Source organism: Hydrogenophaga sp. (genome assembly GCF_051007235.1).
GTDB lineage: Bacteria > Pseudomonadota > Gammaproteobacteria > Burkholderiales > Burkholderiaceae_C > Hydrogenophaga.
Genome location: NZ_JBPCSJ010000131.1, coordinates 1 through 17,958, shown reverse-complemented (window position 1 = coordinate 17,958; position 17,958 = coordinate 1). Strand labels below are relative to the sequence as shown.

19 protein-coding genes are annotated in these 17,958 nt (G+C 69.0%); 4 read left to right on the top strand and 15 right to left on the bottom strand.

Annotated features, from left to right (window positions below):
• The 12 genes from ACR2JA_RS05050 to gspG all read right to left on the bottom strand — a co-directional run.
• On the bottom strand, positions 1 to 92 hold a 92-nt coding region (locus ACR2JA_RS05050), incomplete at its 3' end, for a 5'-nucleotidase (RefSeq protein WP_434008022.1).
• A 115-nt stretch (positions 93 to 207) separates the two neighbouring features.
• The gene (gene gspF / locus ACR2JA_RS05045) at positions 208 to 1,437 is read right to left on the bottom strand and encodes a type II secretion system inner membrane protein GspF (protein WP_434008021.1); all 1,230 of its coding nucleotides are present in this window, start codon (positions 1,435 to 1,437) and stop codon (positions 208 to 210) included.
• A 109-nt stretch (positions 1,438 to 1,546) separates the two neighbouring features.
• Positions 1,547 to 2,989, bottom strand: coding sequence for a type II secretion system ATPase GspE (gene gspE, locus ACR2JA_RS05040; RefSeq protein ID WP_434008020.1), 1,443 nt, complete (start codon positions 2,987 to 2,989; stop codon positions 1,547 to 1,549).
• Between the two features lie 10 nt (positions 2,990 to 2,999).
• Entirely contained in the window at positions 3,000 to 5,063 is a 2,064-nt protein-coding gene (gspD, locus tag ACR2JA_RS05035; protein ID WP_434008019.1) for a type II secretion system secretin GspD, read from the bottom strand.
• A 45-nt stretch (positions 5,064 to 5,108) separates the two neighbouring features.
• Entirely contained in the window at positions 5,109 to 5,900 is a 792-nt protein-coding gene (gene gspN / locus ACR2JA_RS05030; RefSeq protein WP_434008018.1) for a type II secretion system protein N, read from the bottom strand.
• On the bottom strand, positions 5,900 to 6,427 hold the full coding sequence (gene gspM / locus ACR2JA_RS05025) for a type II secretion system protein GspM (protein ID WP_434008017.1): 528 nt from the start codon (positions 6,425 to 6,427) through the stop codon (positions 5,900 to 5,902). Before gspM ends, gspN begins: the two co-directional genes overlap by 1 nt.
• Positions 6,424 to 7,602, bottom strand: a complete 1,179-nt coding sequence (gspL, locus tag ACR2JA_RS05020; RefSeq protein WP_434008016.1) for a type II secretion system protein GspL — start codon at positions 7,600 to 7,602, stop codon at positions 6,424 to 6,426. The genes gspM and gspL overlap by 4 nt, the downstream gene beginning before the upstream one ends.
• 53 nt (positions 7,603 to 7,655) lie before the next feature.
• Positions 7,656 to 8,750: a type II secretion system minor pseudopilin GspK gene (gspK, locus tag ACR2JA_RS05015; RefSeq protein ID WP_434008015.1), complete on the bottom strand. Its 1,095-nt coding sequence runs from the start codon at positions 8,748 to 8,750 to the stop codon at positions 7,656 to 7,658.
• Positions 8,750 to 9,418 carry a PulJ/GspJ family protein gene (locus ACR2JA_RS05010; RefSeq protein WP_434008014.1) on the bottom strand — a complete coding sequence of 223 codons (669 nt, stop codon included), beginning with the start codon at positions 9,416 to 9,418 and terminating at the stop codon, positions 8,750 to 8,752. Before ACR2JA_RS05010 ends, gspK begins: the two co-directional genes overlap by 1 nt.
• Positions 9,419 to 9,760: 342 nt before the next feature.
• Positions 9,761 to 10,138, bottom strand: coding sequence for a type II secretion system minor pseudopilin GspI (gene gspI / locus ACR2JA_RS05005; protein ID WP_434008013.1), 378 nt, complete (start codon positions 10,136 to 10,138; stop codon positions 9,761 to 9,763).
• Complete coding sequence (locus ACR2JA_RS05000; RefSeq protein WP_434008012.1) at positions 10,135 to 10,557, bottom strand: type II secretion system protein GspH; 423 nt, start codon at positions 10,555 to 10,557, stop codon at positions 10,135 to 10,137. Before ACR2JA_RS05000 ends, gspI begins: the two co-directional genes overlap by 4 nt.
• 167 nt (positions 10,558 to 10,724) lie before the next feature.
• Positions 10,725 to 11,174, bottom strand: a complete 450-nt coding sequence (gene gspG, locus ACR2JA_RS04995) for a type II secretion system major pseudopilin GspG (protein WP_434008011.1) — start codon at positions 11,172 to 11,174, stop codon at positions 10,725 to 10,727.
• Positions 11,175 to 11,295: 121 nt separating this feature from the next.
• Between gspG and ACR2JA_RS04990 the strand changes: the two genes are divergently transcribed.
• Complete coding sequence (locus tag ACR2JA_RS04990) at positions 11,296 to 11,784, top strand: type II secretion system protein N (protein WP_434008010.1); 489 nt, start codon at positions 11,296 to 11,298, stop codon at positions 11,782 to 11,784.
• Positions 11,785 to 11,805: 21 nt separating this feature from the next.
• Here the strand turns inward: ACR2JA_RS04990 and cobT are convergent, their stop codons facing one another.
• Positions 11,806 to 12,894, bottom strand: a complete 1,089-nt coding sequence (cobT, locus tag ACR2JA_RS04985; protein WP_434008009.1) for a nicotinate-nucleotide--dimethylbenzimidazole phosphoribosyltransferase — start codon at positions 12,892 to 12,894, stop codon at positions 11,806 to 11,808.
• Between the two features lie 12 nt (positions 12,895 to 12,906).
• Positions 12,907 to 14,505: a threonine ammonia-lyase, biosynthetic gene (gene ilvA, locus ACR2JA_RS04980; protein ID WP_434008008.1), complete on the bottom strand. Its 1,599-nt coding sequence runs from the start codon at positions 14,503 to 14,505 to the stop codon at positions 12,907 to 12,909.
• 288 nt (positions 14,506 to 14,793) lie between these two features.
• Here ilvA and ACR2JA_RS04975 point away from each other — a divergent pair, with 288 nt between their 5' ends.
• Positions 14,794 to 15,243: an OsmC family protein gene (locus tag ACR2JA_RS04975; protein ID WP_434008007.1), complete on the top strand. Its 450-nt coding sequence runs from the start codon at positions 14,794 to 14,796 to the stop codon at positions 15,241 to 15,243.
• Between the two features lie 85 nt (positions 15,244 to 15,328).
• Here ACR2JA_RS04975 and coq7 read toward each other — a convergent pair whose 3' ends face one another.
• Entirely contained in the window at positions 15,329 to 15,970 is a 642-nt protein-coding gene (gene coq7 / locus ACR2JA_RS04970) for a 2-polyprenyl-3-methyl-6-methoxy-1,4-benzoquinone monooxygenase (RefSeq protein ID WP_434008006.1), read from the bottom strand.
• A 288-nt stretch (positions 15,971 to 16,258) separates the two neighbouring features.
• On the opposite strand from coq7, the gene ACR2JA_RS04965 reads away from it, so the two are divergent.
• A complete protein-coding gene (locus ACR2JA_RS04965) occupies positions 16,259 to 17,239 on the top strand; it encodes a porin (protein ID WP_434008005.1) in 981 nt (326 codons plus the stop codon).
• 282 nt (positions 17,240 to 17,521) lie between these two features.
• Positions 17,522 to 17,958: porin (locus ACR2JA_RS04960; protein WP_434008004.1), on the top strand; the 437-nt coding region annotated here is incomplete at its 3' end.

Sequence of the window (17,958 nt, the reverse complement as noted above, 5' to 3'; positions counted from 1 at the left end):
CCGGTCTCGAACAGCCGGTTCTCCTCTTCAAAGTCGAACAGCGCCCGCGAAGAAATCGCAACGACAAGCTGGCCATCAAGTGTCACGGGCATAGGGAAAGCTCTCCGAGTGAGGTGTCTTTGTCCAGCACACACCGTGGAACCGGCTTTGCCGGGCCACTGGTGTGGTCCCCCCTCAGGGGGGAAGACGCGAAGCGGCGCAGGGGGGTCACTTCACGAGCTGGTTCAGCTGAATGATCGGCATCAGCACCGCCAGCACGATCAGCATCACCACCAGGCCCATGCCCACGATCAGCAGCGGCTCCAGGATGGTGGCCAGGTGCATGGCGCGGCGCTGCACCTCGGCGCTGAGCTGGTCGGCCGCACGGCGCAGCATCACCGGCAACTGGCCGGTCTGCTCGCCCAGGCGGGCGAACATGCTCACCAGCGGCGGAAAACGTTTCTTGCTGCCGATGGCCGACGCCAGCGGCGCGCCCTCGCGCACCAGCACCAGCGCGTCCAGCGCGTCGGTGCGCATGGCGCGGTTGTTCAGGGTTTCGGCGGCGGTCTGCAGGGCACGCAGGATGGGCACGCCCGCCGACGCCAGCATGGCCAGCGTGGCCGCAAAACGCGCCGCGTTGTAGCCGCGCGCGAGCTTGCCCACCAGAGGCAGGCGCAGCCAGGCAGCGTCCATGCGCTCGCGCAGCGCGTGATTGCGGCGCGCCGCCACCAGAGCGATGCCGCCGCTCACCAGCAGCAACAGCAGCAGCCAGCCCCAGCCGCGCACGAAGGCGCTCAGCCCCAGCATCACCACCGTGAGGAAGGGCAGGGCGCGCTGGCTGCCGGCGAACACGCTGGCCACCTGCGGTACCACGTAGCTGACGAGGAACACCACGATGACGATGGCCACCACGGTGACGATGGCCGGGTAAAGCGATGCAGCGATCAGCTTGTTCTTGAGCGCCTCGCGCGCTTCCAGGTCGTCGGCCAGGCGTTCGAGCACCGTGCCCAGCTGACCGCTCTGTTCACCCGCGGCGATGACGGCGCTGTAGATGGCCGAGAACTCGCGCGGGTGCTGGGCCAGCGCTTTGGCGAACGGCGCGCCCGCGTTCACCTCCGACCGCAACGCAGCCACCAGACGCTGCTGCGCCTCGTCTTCGGCCTCTTCGGCCAGCGCAGCCAGCGCGCGTTCGAGCGGCAGGCCCGCGGCCACCAAGCCGGCCAGCTGGCGTGTCCACACCGCCAGCCCGGTGGCGTTGAACACGTGGCCTCCCCACAGGGTGATGTTCAGACCTCGCCCGCCGCTCTCGCCCGGTGCGTTCAGCGCCGGCTCCACCGACAGCGGCACCAGCGCCCGCGCCCGCAGCTGGCTGCGCGCGGCCTTGGCCGTGTCGGCGTCGATCAGGCCTTTCTGCGTGGCGCCCTGTGCGTCCAGGGCTTCAAAGGAATACGCGGGCATAAGGGTAGATCAGGTAAGCAGTGTCTCAATCCAGGGGCACCGCGGAACCGGCGCCGCCGGGCCGCCAGTGCCGCCCCCTGGGGGGTAGCGGCGAAGCCGATGCGGGGGGTCAATCCCTCGTCACGCTCATGACCTCTTCGGTCGTCGTGATGCCTTGCGCAATCAGGTGCTGCCCGTCTTCGCGCATCGGCCGCAGTCCGGCGGCTTCGGCCGCCACGAAGATCTGGCTCTCGGCCGCGCGGTTGTGGATCAGCGACCGGATCTTGTCGTCGGTGACCAGCAGTTCGTAAATGCCGGTGCGGCCCTTGTAGCCGGTCTGGCTGCAGTGTGCGCAGCCCACCGCGCGCCAGCGGCCTTGCCCGTCCTGCTGGCGGCAATGCACGCAGAGCTTGCGCACCAGGCGCTGGGCCAGCACGCCCAGCAGCGAACTGCTCAGCAGGAAAGGCTCCACGCCCATGTCGGTCAGGCGTGTGACGGCGCTGGACGCGTCGTTGGTGTGGAGCGTGGCCAGCACCAGGTGACCGGTCAGCGAGGCCTGGATGGCGATCTGCGCGGTTTCGAAGTCGCGGATCTCGCCGATCATGATCACGTCCGGGTCCTGGCGCAGGATGGCGCGCAGGGCCTTGGCGAAGTCGAGGTCGATCTTGGCGTTGACCTGGGTCTGGCCCACGCCCGGCAGCTCGTACTCGATCGGGTCTTCCACCGTCATGATGTTGAGCGTGGCCGCGTCCAGCCGCTGCAGGCCGGCGTACAGCGTGGTGGTCTTGCCCGAGCCGGTGGGGCCGGTCACCAGGATGATGCCGTGCGGCTGCGTCAGCAAGTGCTTGAAGCGCGCCAGCACGTCGCCCTGCATGCCCACGGCTTCCAGGTTGAGCTTGCTCTCGCTCTTGTCCAGCAGGCGCAGCACCGCGCGCTCGCCGTGCGCGCTGGGCAGGGTGGAAACGCGCACGTCCACCGCGCGGGTGCCGATGCGCAGGCTGATGCGGCCGTCCTGCGGCAGGCGTTTTTCCGAGATGTCCAGCTCGGCCATGATCTTCAGGCGCGAGATCAGTGCGGCGTGCAGCGCGCGGTTGGGCTGCACCACCTCGCGCAGCGTGCCGTCGACGCGGAAGCGCACGCTCGAATGCCGCTCGTAGGGCTCGATGTGGATGTCGCTCGCGCCGTCGCGCGCGGCCTGCGTCAGCAGGGCGTTGAGCATGCGGATGATGGGCGCGTCGTCGGCGGTTTCCAGCAGGTCTTCGATGGCGGGCAGCTCCTGCATCATGCGGCTCAGATCCGCATCGCCCTGCACCTCGCTGACCACCGCGGCCGCGCTCGATTCGCCCTGGGCGTAGGCGGCGCTGATGCGCTGGGCCAGCGCGTCGGCCGGTTGCCACAGCACCTCGCGCACGTCGTGCCGGCGCAGGATTTCGGACAGCGCCGACAGGCGCCGCGTCTGCGCGTCGGCGTCCGCTGCGGCCGTGCTGCTGCCCAGCAGGGTGAGCTGCTCGCCGTCGTCTTCCAGCAGCCAGTGGTGTTCGCGCGCGAAGGCGTAGGGCAGCGGGTACCTCATGACCGCGGGCTCACCGGACGGGCGGGGCCGTGAAAGCCGCCGGGGCCTGCGGCGGCATCACCGGCGCTTCGTTGACCGGCACCACGACACTGGGCACGGGCTGCGCGTCCTTCTGGATCGCGCGCATCTGTTCGTAGCGGTCCAGCGACAGGCTGGTGGTCTCGCGTGCGTCGCGCAACACGACGGGGCGCAGGAACACCATCAGGTTGGTCTTCTTGCGGGTGCGCTTCTCGTTCTTGAACAGGTTGCCGAAGATGGGCACGTCGCCCAGACCAGGCACCTTGTCTTCGTTGCCGGCGTACGAGTCTTGCAGCAGGCCGCCGAGCACCACCACCGAGCCGTCGTCCACCAGCACGGTCGATTCGATGGAGCGCTTGGTGGTGATCAGGCCACCGCTGGCGTTGACCGACGATTCCTGCACGCTGCTGACCTCCTGGAAGATGGTCATCTTGATGGTGCCGTTCTCGCTGATCTGTGGCTTGACGCGCAGGGTCAGGCCCACGTCCTTGCGCTCGATGGTCTGGAACGGGTTGACCGAGCCGCTGCTGGAGTTGTTGCTGGTGTACTGGCCGGTCACGAAGGGCACGTTCTGGCCGATCACGATCTTGGCCTCTTCGTTGTCCAGCGTCAGCAGGTTGGGGGTGGAGAGGATGTTGCCTTCGCCGTTCTGCTGCAGGAAGCGGGCGAGAAAGCCCAGGAAGTACACACCGTTGGCGCGCGCGGCAACCCCCAGGTTCAGGCCCGCCGCCGGCGCGGTGGTGCCGTTGGCCAGCGTGAAGATGTTGCTGCCGCCGCTGCCGAAGTTGGTGCCCAGCAGACCGATGGCGCCGTCGCCCGCCTTGCCGATGGGCCCTTGCCACTGGATGCCGAACTCGGCCGCCTTGTCGGCGTTGACCTCGGCGATCAGGCTTTCTACGTACACCTGCGCGCGCCGTGCGTCGAGCTGGTCGATCACGGCGCGCAGCTGGCGGTACTGCGGCTCGGGCGCGGTGATGATGAGGGCGTTGGTGGCCGGGTCGGCCTGGATCTGGCCGCCGGTGGACGGCGTCGCGCTGGACGCGACCGGCGACGTGGCCGCGCTGCCACCCGCCGCTGCGGCGGGGCGTGCCGGTGCGCTGGCGGTTGCGCCACCGCCCCCTGAGAGCGCGGCGCGCAGCGTGGTGGCCAGGGACACCGCGTCCGCGTTCTTCAGATAGACGACGTGGATGTCGCCGGCCGCGGCCTGCGAGGTGGGCTGGTCGAGCTTGGTCACCAGCGCGCGCACCAGCGCCAGCCGCGCCGGGTTGGCCGCGCGCATCACCAGGCTGTTGCTGCGCGGCTCGGCCACCAGCGTCGTCTTGAAGGATGCGTCACCCGCCGATGCACCGGCCGCTCCGCCGCCCGTGCCACCGGACTCGATCAGCTTGTTCACCAGGGGCACCAGGTCGGTGGCGATGGCGTGCTGCAGCGGGATGATTTCGACGTCGGTGGCGCCGGCCACGTCCAGCGCGCTGATGATGCGGCCGATGCGTTGCAGGTTGTCGGCGTAGTCGGTGATGACCAGCGAGTTGTTGCCCGGGTTGACGTTGATGGTGTTGTTCGGGCCGATCAGCGGGCGCAGCACCGGCACCAGGTTGTTCGCGTTCTCGTGGTTGAGGCGGAAGATCTGCGTGACGATCTGGTTGGACGCCGGCAGCTGGCTCACCGGCCCGGCGTGGACGGTGTTGCCCTGCAGCTTGGCGTCGGCTTCGGGCACGATCTTGTAGAGCCCGCCGGTGTCGACCAGCGCAAAGCCCTGCAGGCGCAGCGCGGCGGCGAACTGGTTGAGCGCGGTGGCCGGCGGCACCGGCTTGTCGGTCGAGAGGTTGACCGTGCCCTTGACGCGCGGGTCCAGCACCACGTTGCGGCCGGTGATGGTGGACAGCGTGCGCGCCACGGCTTCGATCTCGGCGCCCACGAAGTTGAGCACCACCGGTTCCTGGCGGCGGCTTTGTGCCGCGGCATGGCCGGGCAGCAGGCCGCCCAGTGCGCAGACCAGCGCCAGCAGCGTGAGCGCGCACGGCGCCGCGGGGGCTCGGAGGGGGTTGGCTGTCATGAGGTCATCCTATCGCGAAGTGGGGTGTGCGCCTGCGTGCAGACGTCACCCGATGTTCAGCAGCGAACGCGCGCCCTGGCGGCGTCCGATGATGTTGAGCAGGTTGGCCAGCGCGGCTTCGCGGCCCGGCGCGGCCAATGCCTCGCCACGGAACCGCAACCGTCCCCCCACCCATTGACCGTCGCCCTGCAACAGGAGTTCACCGCGCAGGGTCTGCAGTGCCACGGTGGCGCTGTCGCCACCCGCGGGGGCGTTCAGCGCCAGGCGGTAGCTGCCCAACGGGCGCAGGGTGGACAGGCGCGAGGCCATGTCCTGGGCGTCGATGGTCAGCGCGCCCTGCACCTGGCTGCGGCCGGCGGCCCATTGCAGGTCCAGCCCGGGGGACTGCAGTTGCAGCTGCCCTTCCAGACGCAGCGTGTTCCAGGGTGTGCCCAGGCCCGTCAGCAGCTCGGTGGGCCATTGGCTCTGGAAACTGGCCACTTGCAGGCGCGCGCCGTTCCAGCCGGGCAGGGCGGTCAGGCTCAGCGGTTGCGGGGTGCAGCAGGGGGCGGTCAGTTGCAGTTGCAGTGCCGGTGCCGCGGCCCAGGCGGGGCGCAGCCGCCAGCGCAGGCCTTGCGGCAGGGCGGTCAGGCTGCGGCTGCCCTGGCCACCGGTCAGCAGCAGGTCGGCTTGTCCGTCCCACACCGTGCCACGGGCGTTGACCAGTTGCACCCGCCCGTCGCTGGCCAGGCCGATGCCCTGGGCCAGCCAGCGCGCCGGCGCGAACAGCAGCAGAGCCAAAGTCAGCCCGAGCAGGCCACCCAGCCAGGCCAGGCGCGCGGGCCAGGCGGTGTGCATCAGTTGCCCGCCCCCAGGCCGGGGCCGGCCAGCACCAGCTGGCCGCTCCAGCCCGCGGGGGCTGCGCTGCGCTGCAGATCGGCCTGCACCGGCACCACGCGGGCGTTGATGCGCACCTGCGCCAGCCATTGCGCCAGCGCGTCGGGCGGCGTGCCGCGCAGGGTGACGGTGGCGCGGTCGCCCTGCACCTGCAGCTGCGCCGTGCCGGCCAGCGTGGTGCTGGTGGCCTGTTCCAGCGCGCTGCGGGCACTGGCGGGCGCCAGGGCCTGGTTCTGGCCGCGCAGGCTTTGTGCCGTGGCGGCCATCTGGCGCATCTGGGCCAGCTGCGCGTCCAGCTGCTGGTGTTGGGCAGGGGCCGCGCGCAGGGTGGTCAGCGCCGGGGCCACGCCCAGCCACCACAGCAAGGCCAGCCCCACCACGGTGGCGGCCGCGCCCACGGCCAGGCGTTCGCGCGGCGCCAGCCGCGCCCAGGCGGGCTGCACGGTCTGGCGCAGGCGCTGCAGGGGGGATGGGGTGCGATCGGTCATGGGGTGTTGGGGCGCAGGCGCAGTGCCTGGCCGTCGATCTGTGCGTTCCAGGCGCCGCCGGCCAGCGCCTGGGCCTGGGCGCGCAACTGCTCCTCGGGCGCTTCCAGCCGCAACTCGCCCGGGCTGTAGACCAGGCGTTGCGCGGCCACGCCCGGGCCCGCGCTGCCCAGGGCCGACAGCATGGCTTCGAGGTCGCGGCCCGACAGCTGGCCACCGGCCTGCTGCAGCTGGGCCAGCTCGCGCTGCATTTGCAGCGGTGCGTCCAGCACCAGCGTCACGTTGGGGAAGGTTTGTTGCAGGGTCTGGCGCACCGCCTGGCGCTTGGCGTCCAGGCCGCTGCGTTCGTGCCAGGCGGCCACGTTCAGCCCCACCAGCTGGGCCACCAGCAAGGCCGCGAGGCCCCAGCGCGCCGGGCGCCAGGCCGGCGCCGTGCGGAACTGGCGCAGCGCCTGCCGCAGGCGCTGACCGCGCCGCGCGCCGCTGGAGAGGCTCAAGTCGAACTGCGCCAGGTTCCAGTCGGACTGGGCGACGCGCAGCAGCCAGTCGTGCAAGGGTACGGGCGCCAGGCGCCGGTCCAGTGCCTGTTCGGCCTGTGCGGCCACGGCCGGGTCGGCCAGCCACTGCGCTTCGGTGTCTTCGGTGCCGGTGCGGTCCGTGCCCACGGCGGTCAGCGGCAGGCAGCGCACGCCCTCGGCGCTGGCACTGCCCAGCCAGGCGTGGCCGCCGCTGTCGTGGGCCCAGTGCACTGCGTCCGCCGTGGGCCAGAGCATGGGCACGATGCGCGAGACCGGGCGCCCGGCCGCTTCCAGCGCCTGCAGCCAGCTGCGCAGCCAGGCCTTGTCGCAGGCGGCCACCCACAGGGTCTGGCCGGGGCGGGCGCCGGGCGCCAGGGCGAAATGCAGCTCGGTGGTGTCGCTGAGCAGGCGTTCTTCGAGCAGGCCGTCGAGCACCGCACGCAGGCGCGAGGCGGCCACCTTGGGCACCGCCAGGCGGTGCCACGACAGGGCGCGCACCGGCAGCGCCAGCACCACTTCGGCTTCGGCGGGCAGCAGCGAAGCGGCGCAGCGGCCGTGTTCGAGCGCGAGCCGGCCGTCACCGGAACGCACCCAGGACAACGGGGCCGTGGGGCCGTCGGCGGGGGCGAGCGAAAAGTCGTAAGGGGTGAGGATCAGCACGTGTGGGGGCCGGGTGGTATGGGAGGGATTCTAGAGATCGCTCCGTGCGCCGTTCAGCGGGTGGTGATGCGTTCGCGCCAGAGCACGCGCACCTGCAGGTTGTTGCGCACCACCAGCGAGCGTTCCTCGATCACGGTGTCGTCCAGCCGCAGGCGGCCGCGCACTTCAAAGTAGCTGCTGCGCACGTCGTGGCGGTCGGCCTTGAGCTGGCTGGCGATACCCGGCTGGGTGCGCGCCGCGTCGGCGATCTGGCGCCAGGGGTCGCGCTCGCGCTCGGTCACCAGCTGCTGGGCGTCGGCCAGGCTGAGGTCGGTCACGCTGGCCGCCAGCACCTGGGCGCTGGCGGTGTTGAGGTTGACGGGCGTGCGCTCGGGCAGCAGGGTCACGTGTGGCTCCAGCGCGGCCAGGCTGGCGCGGCCGATGCCCAGCCAGGCCAGATGGGCCAGCTTGGACGGGATGAGCGCGGTGTGCGAGGGCTGAGGGTCGTTGGCTGCGAGTTGCGTGGTCTGCAGCAACGCCTGGGCGGCGGCGTCCAGCTCGGCAACGGGCAGGTCCAGCAGCTGGTAGAGCTTGGTGAACACCGCCAGATCGGCCACCGACAGTTCGGCCTTGGTTTGCGCGCCGGTGCCGGTCACGCTGACCAGGTTGAGAAAGTTCAGGCGGGACTGCTGGTCGCGCACCTCGCCCGAGAGGAAGGCGGGCAGTTCCTGGTCGGCGCTGTTGTCGCGGTCGGCGGCCAGGAAGCTGGACAGGCGCGCTTCTTCCAGCGGCATTGCCCAGGGCTCGCCCAGGTGGTCGGGGTTGCCGCTGTTCTGGTTGCTGCGCGCGTCCTCGCGCAGGATCAGGCGCGCCCAGTCCAGTGCGCCGGTCAGGATCCAGCCCGCCTGCACCCGCTGGCGCTCGGCCGTTTCCACCTGGATGGCGCGCCACTGTTGCCACAGCGCGGCCGAGGCGAGGGTGGCCACGAGGGTCACGGTCAACATGGCCAGGAGCAGGGCAGCACCTTTTTGACAGAGCCTCGTCTGGAGGGTGATCGACCTCCGAAGCGAGGTGGAGCTCTCCCAGGGCACCGCCGGGCCGGCTTTGCCGGACGGCCAGTGCCGCCCCCCGGCGGGGGGGTGACGCGAAGCGGCGCGGGGGGGCTTCATCACTGCCCTGCCTCCAGCGTGGGGCGCACCCAGTCGCGGGTGAGCGTGCCTTGCATGGCCTGTCCTGTGCTCAGCGTCAGCACCAGACGCACGCCGTTGGGCAGGCTGGTGGTGGTCGCGGTGCCGGCCGACTCGTTGCCCACCGACGAGAGCGGGTTGCCCCAGGTTTCGCCCCGGTGGTAGAACAGTTGCCACTGGTCGATGGCGGCGACCGCCACCGCGCTGTCGGCATCGCTGCGCTGTGCGGCATCGGGCGCTGACGCCTGGCTCCAGAGCGCCGCGCGCTGCCAGGCGCGGGCCAGGTCGTCGCGGTGCTGCAGCGGGCCGGACTGCCAGCGCATCCACTGCCTATCCACCCGCGTCCACGCCACCACGCGCACGCCGGCGCTGTCCAGGCCGGTCTCGCCGCTGTCGCGCCGCGTCAGGCGCAGCAGCCGGCCGTCGTAGTCCAGCGGGCTCACTTCCTGGGTGTCGGTGACCGCATCCAGATCGGCCCCCCACTGACCCAGCGCCGCCTGCAGGCGCAGCAACTGGTCGGCGCGCTGCTGCGTCAGCGTCTGCGTGCGCGTCATGCCGTCGATGGAGCGCCAGCTCAGCACCGCCAGCAACGCCATCACCGAGATGGCGACCAGCAGTTCGATGAGTGTGAAGCCACGGGAGCGGCGCACAGGCAGATGCCAAGCGTCACTCGGAAGCGCGTGTCTCGGTCCAGAGGCGCCGTGGAACGGGCTTGGCCCAGCCACAGGGGCCGGCCCCCCCGCGCAGCAGGGGGGAAAGACGCTCAGCGGTGGAGCGTGTGGGCGCAAGACGGGCCAGCCGCCGGGCCGCCCCAAGGCAGGCCCAGCCCCCGGACCCGGCAAGGACTGGGTCCCTCCCCGTTCCTGGGGCAGCGACCCGCACAGCGGTGTAGCGTGGGGGCGCAAGACGGGCCAGCCGCCGGGCCGCCCCAAGGCAGGCCCAGCCCCCCCGGGGGGCAGCGACCCGCGCAGCGGTGGAGCGTGGGGGTCCATCTAATACCGCCCCATCACCGTGGACAGCATCAGCAGCCGCACCGTGGCACCGTCGACCGGGCCTTCCACCACCGCGTCGATGCGCCGGAAGTTCGGGTTGGGCGTGGGCGCGACCACCAGGCGCACCGCCAGCGTCTGCCCGGCCTGGGTGCAGTCGGCGGTGGTCTCTCCCACACCAGGCAGCTGGCGCGCCAGGCGCAGCCGGGTCAGTTCGTTTTCGGCGCACAACTGGGCCAGCCACTGGTCGCTCTGGCGGCTGGCGGCGCGGGTCAGGGCGCCAGTGGCTTGCAGCCCGGCGGCCAGGGTGATGGCCACCACCGCCAGCGCCACCAGCACCTCGATCAGAGTGAAGCCTTGGCTGCGGCGCCTGTTCGTCATGGGGTGGAGCCCTCCGGTAGCACCGCAAACGGTGCAAGCCCGTCGGTGCCCAGGCTCAGGCGCCGGTCGCCTTGCAGCAACATCAGCCGTTGTGCTGCGATCAGCGGCTCTGGCCCCAGCACCAGCACCGCGGCACCGGCGGGCTGCGTGATCTGCACGCGCGTCCCATCGCTCAGCCAGCTGCGGGTGTTCGCCAGTCCGTCCGCGGCGCCGGGCGTGGGCGCCACGCCGATGAATTCGAAACCGCTGCCGGTGCTGCGCCAGAGCACCGGCACGCCGCTGGTGCGCGACTGGGCGCGGCCCGATTCGAGCAGCGCCGACAGGCGCAGCGCCTCGCGTTCGAGCTGGGTGCTGTCGCTGTCCCGCAGCGCCAGGCTCACGCCAGCGGTGGCCAGCGCGATGATGGCCACCACGATCATCAGTTCCAGCAGCGTGAAGCCCTGCGCACAGCGCGGCGCGAGGACATGGTGGAGGTCGACGTGCCTTCTGTCCAGGGGCCGCGTGGAACCGGCTTTGCCGGGCCACAGCGGCCGTCCCCTCCGCGCAGCAGGGGGGGAAGCCGCGCAGCGGCGCAGGGGGGGAGGGCTCACTGCCAGCTGCCGATGTCGGCGTCCTTGCCTTCGCCTCCAGCCTGACCGTCCGCACCCAGCGACAGCACGTCCACTTCACCGTGCAGGCCCGGGCTCAGGTACTGGTAGGGGCGGCTCCAGGGGTCGGCGGGTAGTTTGTCCAGGTACGGTCGCCAGTTGGCTGGTATGGGGCCGGCGCCCGGCTTGGCCACCAGGGCGTTCAGCCCCTGTTCGCTGGTCGGGTAGCGCTGGTTGTCCAGTTTGTAGAGCTTGAGCGCCTGCATCAGGTTGTTGACGTCGGTCCTGGCGGCGGTCACGCGGGCGACGTCGTCGCGGTCCAGCACGTTGGGCACGATCAGCGCGGCCAGCACGCCGATGATGACCAGCACCACCATCAGTTCGATCAGCGTGAAGCCGCGCACCAGGGCGCGGCGGGCGGTGTGGCGCAGGGGGCGGGGGTGTGTCAAGTCGGTCTCCCGGATCGGTCCGGCGGACCCGTTGGGGGGCCTGCGGACGGTGCTGTGCGAGGGGTGCAACCGGCGCTTTTGGGCCCGCGGTTGCACGGTGTCGGTCGATCATAATGCGCCCATGAACAAGGCCATCCGCGCGCGCCGACTGGCGCAGCCCTCTTCGTCGGCCCCGGGCCTGCTGCCTGCGCTGGCGGCGGGGGTGCTGTGGCTGGCGGCGGGGTTGAGCGCTGGCTACTGGGTCCTGCTGGCCTGGGGACGCAGCCCGGTCACGGCGGTGGCGGCCGTGCCCCTGGCGCCCATGGGCAGCGATGCCGCGGCGGTGGCCCGTGCGCTCGGCGCTGTGGCGCCGGTGGCTGAGGCCAAAGCGCCTGCGCCGGTCGCGACGGCATCGCGCTACCGCCTTCTCGGCGTGGTGGACCAGTCGGGCCGCCGTGGGGCCGCCCTCATAGCGATCGACGGCCAACCCCCTCGGCCCTACACCGTGGGCGCAGCGCTGGAGGATGGGCTGGTGCTGCAGTCGGTGAGCCGTCTCGGCGCCCGGTTGGGCGCCAGCAACTCGGGGCCCACCACGGTGGAATTGAGCCTGCCGCAGCCGGCGAAGAACTGACGCCCGCCCGCGTCGCCGCGGTCAGTGTTCCAGCAGCCGCTGAGCGGTTTGCAGCAGCGGCCACGCCAGCAGCGCGCCCATGCCCTGGCCCACGCGCAGTTCCATGTCCAGCAGGGGCTGCGCCTGCAGGTGGATCAGCAGCAAGCGGTGGCCAGGCTCGGCCGACCGGTGGGTGAACACCAGGTAGTCGGTCACGGCGGGCGCCAGCCCGCGGGCCACCAGCGCCGCGGCGCCGGCCACAAAGCCGTCCACCAGCACCACGCGCCGCTCGGCCGCGGCCTGCAGCATGGCCCCGGCCATCATGGCGATCTCGAAACCACCCATGGCCGCCAGCACGTCCAGCGGGGCTGTGGCCTTGCGGTGGCGGCTGGCGGCGGCGAACAGCTTCTCCAGTTTGTGCTGCAGCTGGGCGTCGTCCAGCCCGCTGCCGCGGCCGCAGGCGTCGGCCAGCGGCACACCGCACAGGCGTGACAGCAGCAAGGCCGCACAGGAGGTGCTGCCCACGCCCACGTCGCCCAAGGCGATCACATTGCCCGGCAGGTGGTGCACCACGTCCATGCCGGCGTGCAGGGCCGACACGGCCTGCGCCATCGACATGGCCGGGCTGAGCACGATGTTGCGGGTGGCGTAGCCGATCTTGCGCAACTGCAGCGGCACGCGCGCCTTGTGGTGGGCCGGTGGTTGCAGGTGGGTCGCCACCCCGGCGTCCACCACCGTCAGATCGAACCCGTGCAGGTCGGCCAGGGTGTTTGTGGCGGAGCTGCCTTTGAGCAGCTGGCCGATGCGCTGGCGCGTGGCCGACTGCGGAAACAGCGACACGCCTTCGTCGGCCACGCCGTGATCGGCCGCAAACACCACCAGCTGAGGGGAGTCAAAGGCCAGCAGGTCGAACGGGAAGGGCGTCGGGTTCTGAATGCGTGCCAGTTGCAACAGCAGGGTTTCCAGGCGCCCCAGCGCGTGGTCGGGCAGTTCGGCGCGGTGCAGTCGCTGGCGAAGCTCGGCGTCGAGCACCGCGTCGGCGGTGGGGTGGATGATCGGCAGCCGCAAACCCGCCAGCCGATCCCCGACCGGGTCGGCATCGTCGCTGGCGGGGAAGGGCTTGATGATCATCGCGGTGTGCGGTCAGCTTTTGAGGAACAGACGGTACACGGGATTGTGGGTTTCTTCGACGAACGGGTACCCCAGGGTGTGGAGGAATTTGTCGAACGCCTTGTGGTCTTTCGGCGGCACTTGCAGTCCCACCAGGATCCGCCCGTAGTCCGCGCCCTGGTTGCGGTAGTGGAACAGGCTGATGTTCCAGCCCGGGCGCATCAGGCTCAGGAACTTGAGCAGCGCGCCGGGGCGTTCCGGGAACACGAAGCGCAGGAGGCGTTCGTCTTGCGCCAGCGGCGAATGTCCGCCCACCATGTGGCGGATGTGCTCTTTGGCCAGGTCGTCGTGTGTCAGGTCCAGCGCTTGGAACCCCTGGCGCTGGAAACTGGCCGCCAGCTTGCCCGACTCGCCCTTGCCGTGTGTGGTCAGCCCCATGAACACGTGGGCCGTCTCGGCGTTGCCGATGCGGTAGTTGAACTCGGTCACGCTGCGTGGCCCGCCGGGCAGGTTGCCGATGGTTTCCAGAAAACGCTTGAAGCTGCCGCGCTCCTCGGGGATGGTCACCGCGAACAGCGCTTCGCGCTCCTCGCCCACCTCGGCGCGTTCGGCCACGAAGCGCAGGCGGTCGAAGTTCATGTTCGCGCCGCACAGGATGGCGGCGTAGGTCTCGCCCTTGGTCTTGCGTGTGGCCACGTACTGCTTGATGGCGGCCACCGCCAGCGCACCGGCCGGCTCGACGATGGAGCGCGTGTCCACGAAGATGTCCTTGATGGCCGCGCACACCGCGTCGGTGTCCACCGTCATGAATTCGTCCACCAGGCCGCTGGCCACGCGGAAGGTTTCTTCACCCACCAGTTTGACCGCCGTGCCGTCGGAGAACAGGCCCACGTCCGGCAGCGTCACCCGCTCGCCGGCCTGCACCGACCGCATCATCGCGTCCGAGTCGTTCATCTGCACGCCGATGACCTTGACCTCGGGCCGCACCGCCTTGATGTAGTTCGCCACCCCCGAAATCAGCCCGCCGCCGCCGATGGCCACGAACACCGCGTCCAGGTGGTTGGAGCCCAGGCTCTGCACCTGGCGCAGCACCTCCATGGCGATCGTGCCCTGCCCGGCGATGACCAGCGGGTCGTCGAACGGGTGTACGAAGGTCAGGCCCTCTTTCTTCTGCAGGGTCACCGCGTACCCGTAGGCGTCGGAATAGCTGTCGCCGTGCAGTTGCACCTCGCCACCCAGCGCCTTGACGGCGTCGATCTTCACCTGCGGCGTGGTCGTGGGCATCACGATCACCGCCCGCGTGCCCAGCTTGGCCGCCCCCAGCGCCACACCCTGGGCGTGGTTGCCGGCCGACGCGCAAATCACACCTTTCTTGAGCTGCGCTGGCGTGAGGTGCGCCATCTTGTTGTAAGCGCCGCGCAGCTTGAAGCTGAACACCGGTTGCTGGTCTTCGCGTTTGAGCAGCACGGTGTTGTGCACACGGCGGCTCAGGTTGCGGGCCACCTCCAGTGGAGATTCCACTGCCACGTCGTACACCCGGGCCGTCAGGATCTTCTTGAGGTAGTCGGCCGGACCGAGTGTGGTCACAGGGGAAGCGGCGGCAACGGGGAGCTTTTTCTGACGTGCGGGCATGGTTTTTTCCTTGGGTGCCCATCATAGCCAGCGGGGTGGGCGCACCCAATGCGCGTCGGCTGGCCCGTTCCGATCGCACTTCTGCCGTTCAGGACATAATAAACCCGGACTGGCAGAGCCGGTCCGGGTTTGAATCCACCCGTGGAGGGTAGAGGAGACAACCTTCAATACAATGCCGCCAGTATATCGAAGTCATGCTGCAACGCAACATGCAAGGATGGCCGTTTGCTATCTTTTAGAGAGCTTCTTCCAAAAACCGTAACCAATCTCACACCCGGACCCCTTCCCATGGAATGCACCGTCACCTGGACCGGCGCCACCGGTACCCGCTCGAACATGGGCTTTGTCGCCGAAACCGGCAGCGGCCATGTGCTGGTGATGGACGGCGCCCCTGACGCCGCCAAGCCCGAGAACGGGGGGGCCAACCTGGCGCCCCGCCCCATGGAAACCGTGCTGGCCGGTACCGGCGGCTGCACCGCCTATGACGTGGTGCTCATCCTCAAGCGCGGTCGGCACGACGTGCGCGGTTGCAGCGTCAAACTCACCACAGAGCGGGCCGAGACCGATCCCAAGGTCTTCACCAAGATCCACATGCAGTTCACCGTGACCGGCAAGGGCATTCCCGCGTCGGCTGTGGAGCGCGCCATTGCCATGAGCCACGACAAATACTGCTCGGCCAGCATCATGCTGGGCAAAACCGCAGACATCACGACCGGCTTCGACCTCGTCGAAGCCTGATCCGCCGCCGGGCCGCCCTAAGGCGGATCAGCCCGATTGGGGCAGCGACCCATGTCAGCGGCAGAGCGTGGGGGCACTCTCTGATTCAGATGCGGTGCGCCACGGTCGTCATGACCTTGGCCACCAGCCGCATCAGGCCCTTGACCGGCGCCGGCAGTTCGGTTGCTCCAGCGTGTTGCGCCTCCCGCGCATGGCGCGCCTCGTCGTCTTTCATCTGCGCCACGATGGCGCGCGAGGCATGGTCGTGGGCGGGCAGGCGGTCCAGGTGGCTGGCCAGGTGGGCCTCCACCTGACGCTCGGTCTCCACCACAAAACCCAGGCTCACCCCCGGCCCGAACCGCCCAGCCAGCAGCCCCAGACCGAAGGCGCCGGCGTACCAGAGCGGGTTCAGCAGGGAAGGATGGGCGTTCAGTTCTTCCAGCCGCTCCTGTGTCCAGGCCAAGTGGTCGGTCTCTTCCCGGCCTGCCGCTTCCAGGCGCTGGGCCAAACGCTCGTTACCCGGGCCTTGCGCGCGCGCGGCCAGCGCCTGCGAGGTGTAGAGCGCCTGCGCACAGATCTCGCCCACATGGTTGACGCGCATCAGTGAGCCCGCCAGCGCCCGGTCCGTGTCGTTCAACGACGTTTCTGGCGATTCAGGCAAGGTAGGGCACGCGCGGGTGGCGCGTGGCGACGCGAACAGCGTGCGCAGTGCCGAGTCGGCGGCTGTCAGGACGGGGTCGAGTGTCATGGGGTGGCTCCGCGGGATTCAAAAGTGATCAGTATGGCCCCAACGCTGAACGGCATGTCGGCCGGGGAATAGCCAGGCTGCTGGCGCCCGTGCCGCTGCACTTTTGTGCACATCGTCCGGTTTGTCGTCCCCGTGCAACAAGATGTACAAGGGTTTTCCCGCGACCGTGCGGGTTGGCCGTGACGGCCCGGGACGCGTCTGGTGCAATGGACTCAGCTTCCAAAAACGGAGGTCGGCATCGAAGGTCGCTTCCTTCAGCCTCTTTTATCAACCTTGGAGAACTGCTCAATGAAAAAGACCCTGATCGCTCTGGCTGCCGTGGTCGCCACCGGCGCCGCTTTCGCCCAATCGTCCGTGACCATCGACGGTGCTGTGGACCTGGGCTATGTGAAGCCTATCGGCTCCAAAGACGCCCGCCTGGACGCCACCAACGGCGCCAACCAGATTCGTTTCCTGGGCACCGAAGACCTCGGCGGTGGCCTGAAGGCCCACTTCACGCTGGCACAGCGCTTCAGCCCTGAGTCGGGTGGCAACGACGGTACGACCTTTGCACGTCCCACCTTCCAGGGTGAATCCACTGTTGGTCTGTCGGGTGGTTTCGGTGCCGTCAAGCTCGGCCGTGCCCTGACCGCCTTCCAGGCGCCCGTCAACGCGACCGACCCGTGGGGCACCCTGCAACAGGCCAGCACCGCGGTGCTGACGTCTGGCTACTTCACCGACAAGGAAAACAACGCTGACGCCGCTGGTCTGGGCCGTACCGACGCCATCCATTACAGCTCCCCGAACTTCAGCGGCTTCAGTGCAGCGGTCAGCCTGGGTCTGAAGCAGCACGCCAATTCCCCCGCGCCTCTGCCGGCCACGACGAAGAACCTGATGGGTCTGTGGGCCAGCTACGCCAGTGGTCCTCTGTACGTCGGTGGCGGTATGGAGCAAAACCGCCAAGATGACCAGATCACGGCCTTCCTGGGCACCTACAACCTGGGCTTCATGACCGTGGGTGGTGGCTTCTCGCAGCTGGATCTGGCTGTGGGCAACGACCGCAAGGCCTGGAACATCATGGCAGTGGCTCCCATGGGTGCTGTCGTCATCAAGGCCGGTTATGGCCAGGTCAAGGATGACGTGACTGGTGCCAAGATTTCCAAGAAGCTGGGTCTGGGCGTGGACTACATGCTGAGCAAGCGCACCAAGGTGTACGCCTCTTACGGCAACGAAGGTGCTCGTACCACCGACAAGACCGGTTACGACATCGGTATCCGCCACACCTTCTGATCTTGCGGCTGGCTTTGGCCAGCGTGAAGTTCAGTACAAAACCTGCTGTGGTGACACGGCAGGTTTTTTTGTTTGTGGTGCACTGTGCTTTCTCAAAAAATAATACTTTATAGCTAATTAAATGCGATTTTGTCGCCTAAATCAGACGGTTTTGGCCCCGGCGCAAACTGTTTCATGGGTATCTCTTGGGATCAGGGTTACCCCGCATGTAGCATTCCCGCTGTGAGTTTTAGTCACACCGGCTTTCATCAGAAGGCTGGAATTTTCAAAGGAACATACCTCATGAAAAAGTCTCTGATCGCTCTGGCCGTTCTGGCCGCTTCCGGCGCCGCCATGGCCCAATCCAGCGTGACCATCTACGGCCTGGCCGACGTTTGGGTTGGTTCGGTAAAAGACGGCGTTGGTGCCAAGTCTGAAACCAAAATGGGTTCGGGCGGCCTGAACACCAGCCGCATCGGTTTCAAGGGCACCGAAGACCTCGGTGGCGGTCTGAAGGCCGTGTTCAAGCTGGAGCAAGGCATTGATCTGACCAACGGTAACGCCAAGGTCCCCGGTTCTGCTTTCAACCGTCAGTCCTACGTCGGTCTGGCAGGCGGCTTCGGCGAAGTCACCTTCGGCAACACTTGGACCGCCATGGACGACGTCATGGGCGCTTCAAACAGCTGCTTCGACTCCGCTCTGTCGGCCAGCCAAAAAGTGTTTGTCGCGATCTCTGTTTA

Bases quoted from the DNA above. Each gene is read 5' to 3' on its own strand.
- gspF (WP_434008021.1), bottom strand. From the start codon at position 1,437: ATGCCCGCGTATTCCTTTGAAGCCCTGGACGCACAGGGCGCCACGCAG.
- gspE (WP_434008020.1), bottom strand. From the start codon at position 2,989: ATGAGGTACCCGCTGCCCTACGCCTTCGCGCGCGAACACCACTGGCTG.
- gspD (WP_434008019.1), bottom strand. From the start codon at position 5,063: ATGACAGCCAACCCCCTCCGAGCCCCCGCGGCGCCGTGCGCGCTCACG.
- gspN (WP_434008018.1), bottom strand. From the start codon at position 5,900: ATGCACACCGCCTGGCCCGCGCGCCTGGCCTGGCTGGGTGGCCTGCTC.
- gspM (WP_434008017.1), bottom strand. From the start codon at position 6,427: ATGACCGATCGCACCCCATCCCCCCTGCAGCGCCTGCGCCAGACCGTG.
- gspK (WP_434008015.1), bottom strand. From the start codon at position 8,750: ATGAAGCCCCCCCGCGCCGCTTCGCGTCACCCCCCCGCCGGGGGGCGG.
- gspI (WP_434008013.1), bottom strand. From the start codon at position 10,138: ATGACGAACAGGCGCCGCAGCCAAGGCTTCACTCTGATCGAGGTGCTG.
- ACR2JA_RS05000 (WP_434008012.1), bottom strand. From the start codon at position 10,557: ATGATCGTGGTGGCCATCATCGCGCTGGCCACCGCTGGCGTGAGCCTG.
- ACR2JA_RS04990 (WP_434008010.1), top strand. From the start codon at position 11,296: ATGAACAAGGCCATCCGCGCGCGCCGACTGGCGCAGCCCTCTTCGTCG.
- cobT (WP_434008009.1), bottom strand. From the start codon at position 12,894: ATGATCATCAAGCCCTTCCCCGCCAGCGACGATGCCGACCCGGTCGGG.
- ilvA (WP_434008008.1), bottom strand. From the start codon at position 14,505: ATGCCCGCACGTCAGAAAAAGCTCCCCGTTGCCGCCGCTTCCCCTGTG.
- ACR2JA_RS04975 (WP_434008007.1), top strand. From the start codon at position 14,794: ATGGAATGCACCGTCACCTGGACCGGCGCCACCGGTACCCGCTCGAAC.
- coq7 (WP_434008006.1), bottom strand. From the start codon at position 15,970: ATGACACTCGACCCCGTCCTGACAGCCGCCGACTCGGCACTGCGCACG.
- ACR2JA_RS04965 (WP_434008005.1), top strand. From the start codon at position 16,259: ATGAAAAAGACCCTGATCGCTCTGGCTGCCGTGGTCGCCACCGGCGCC.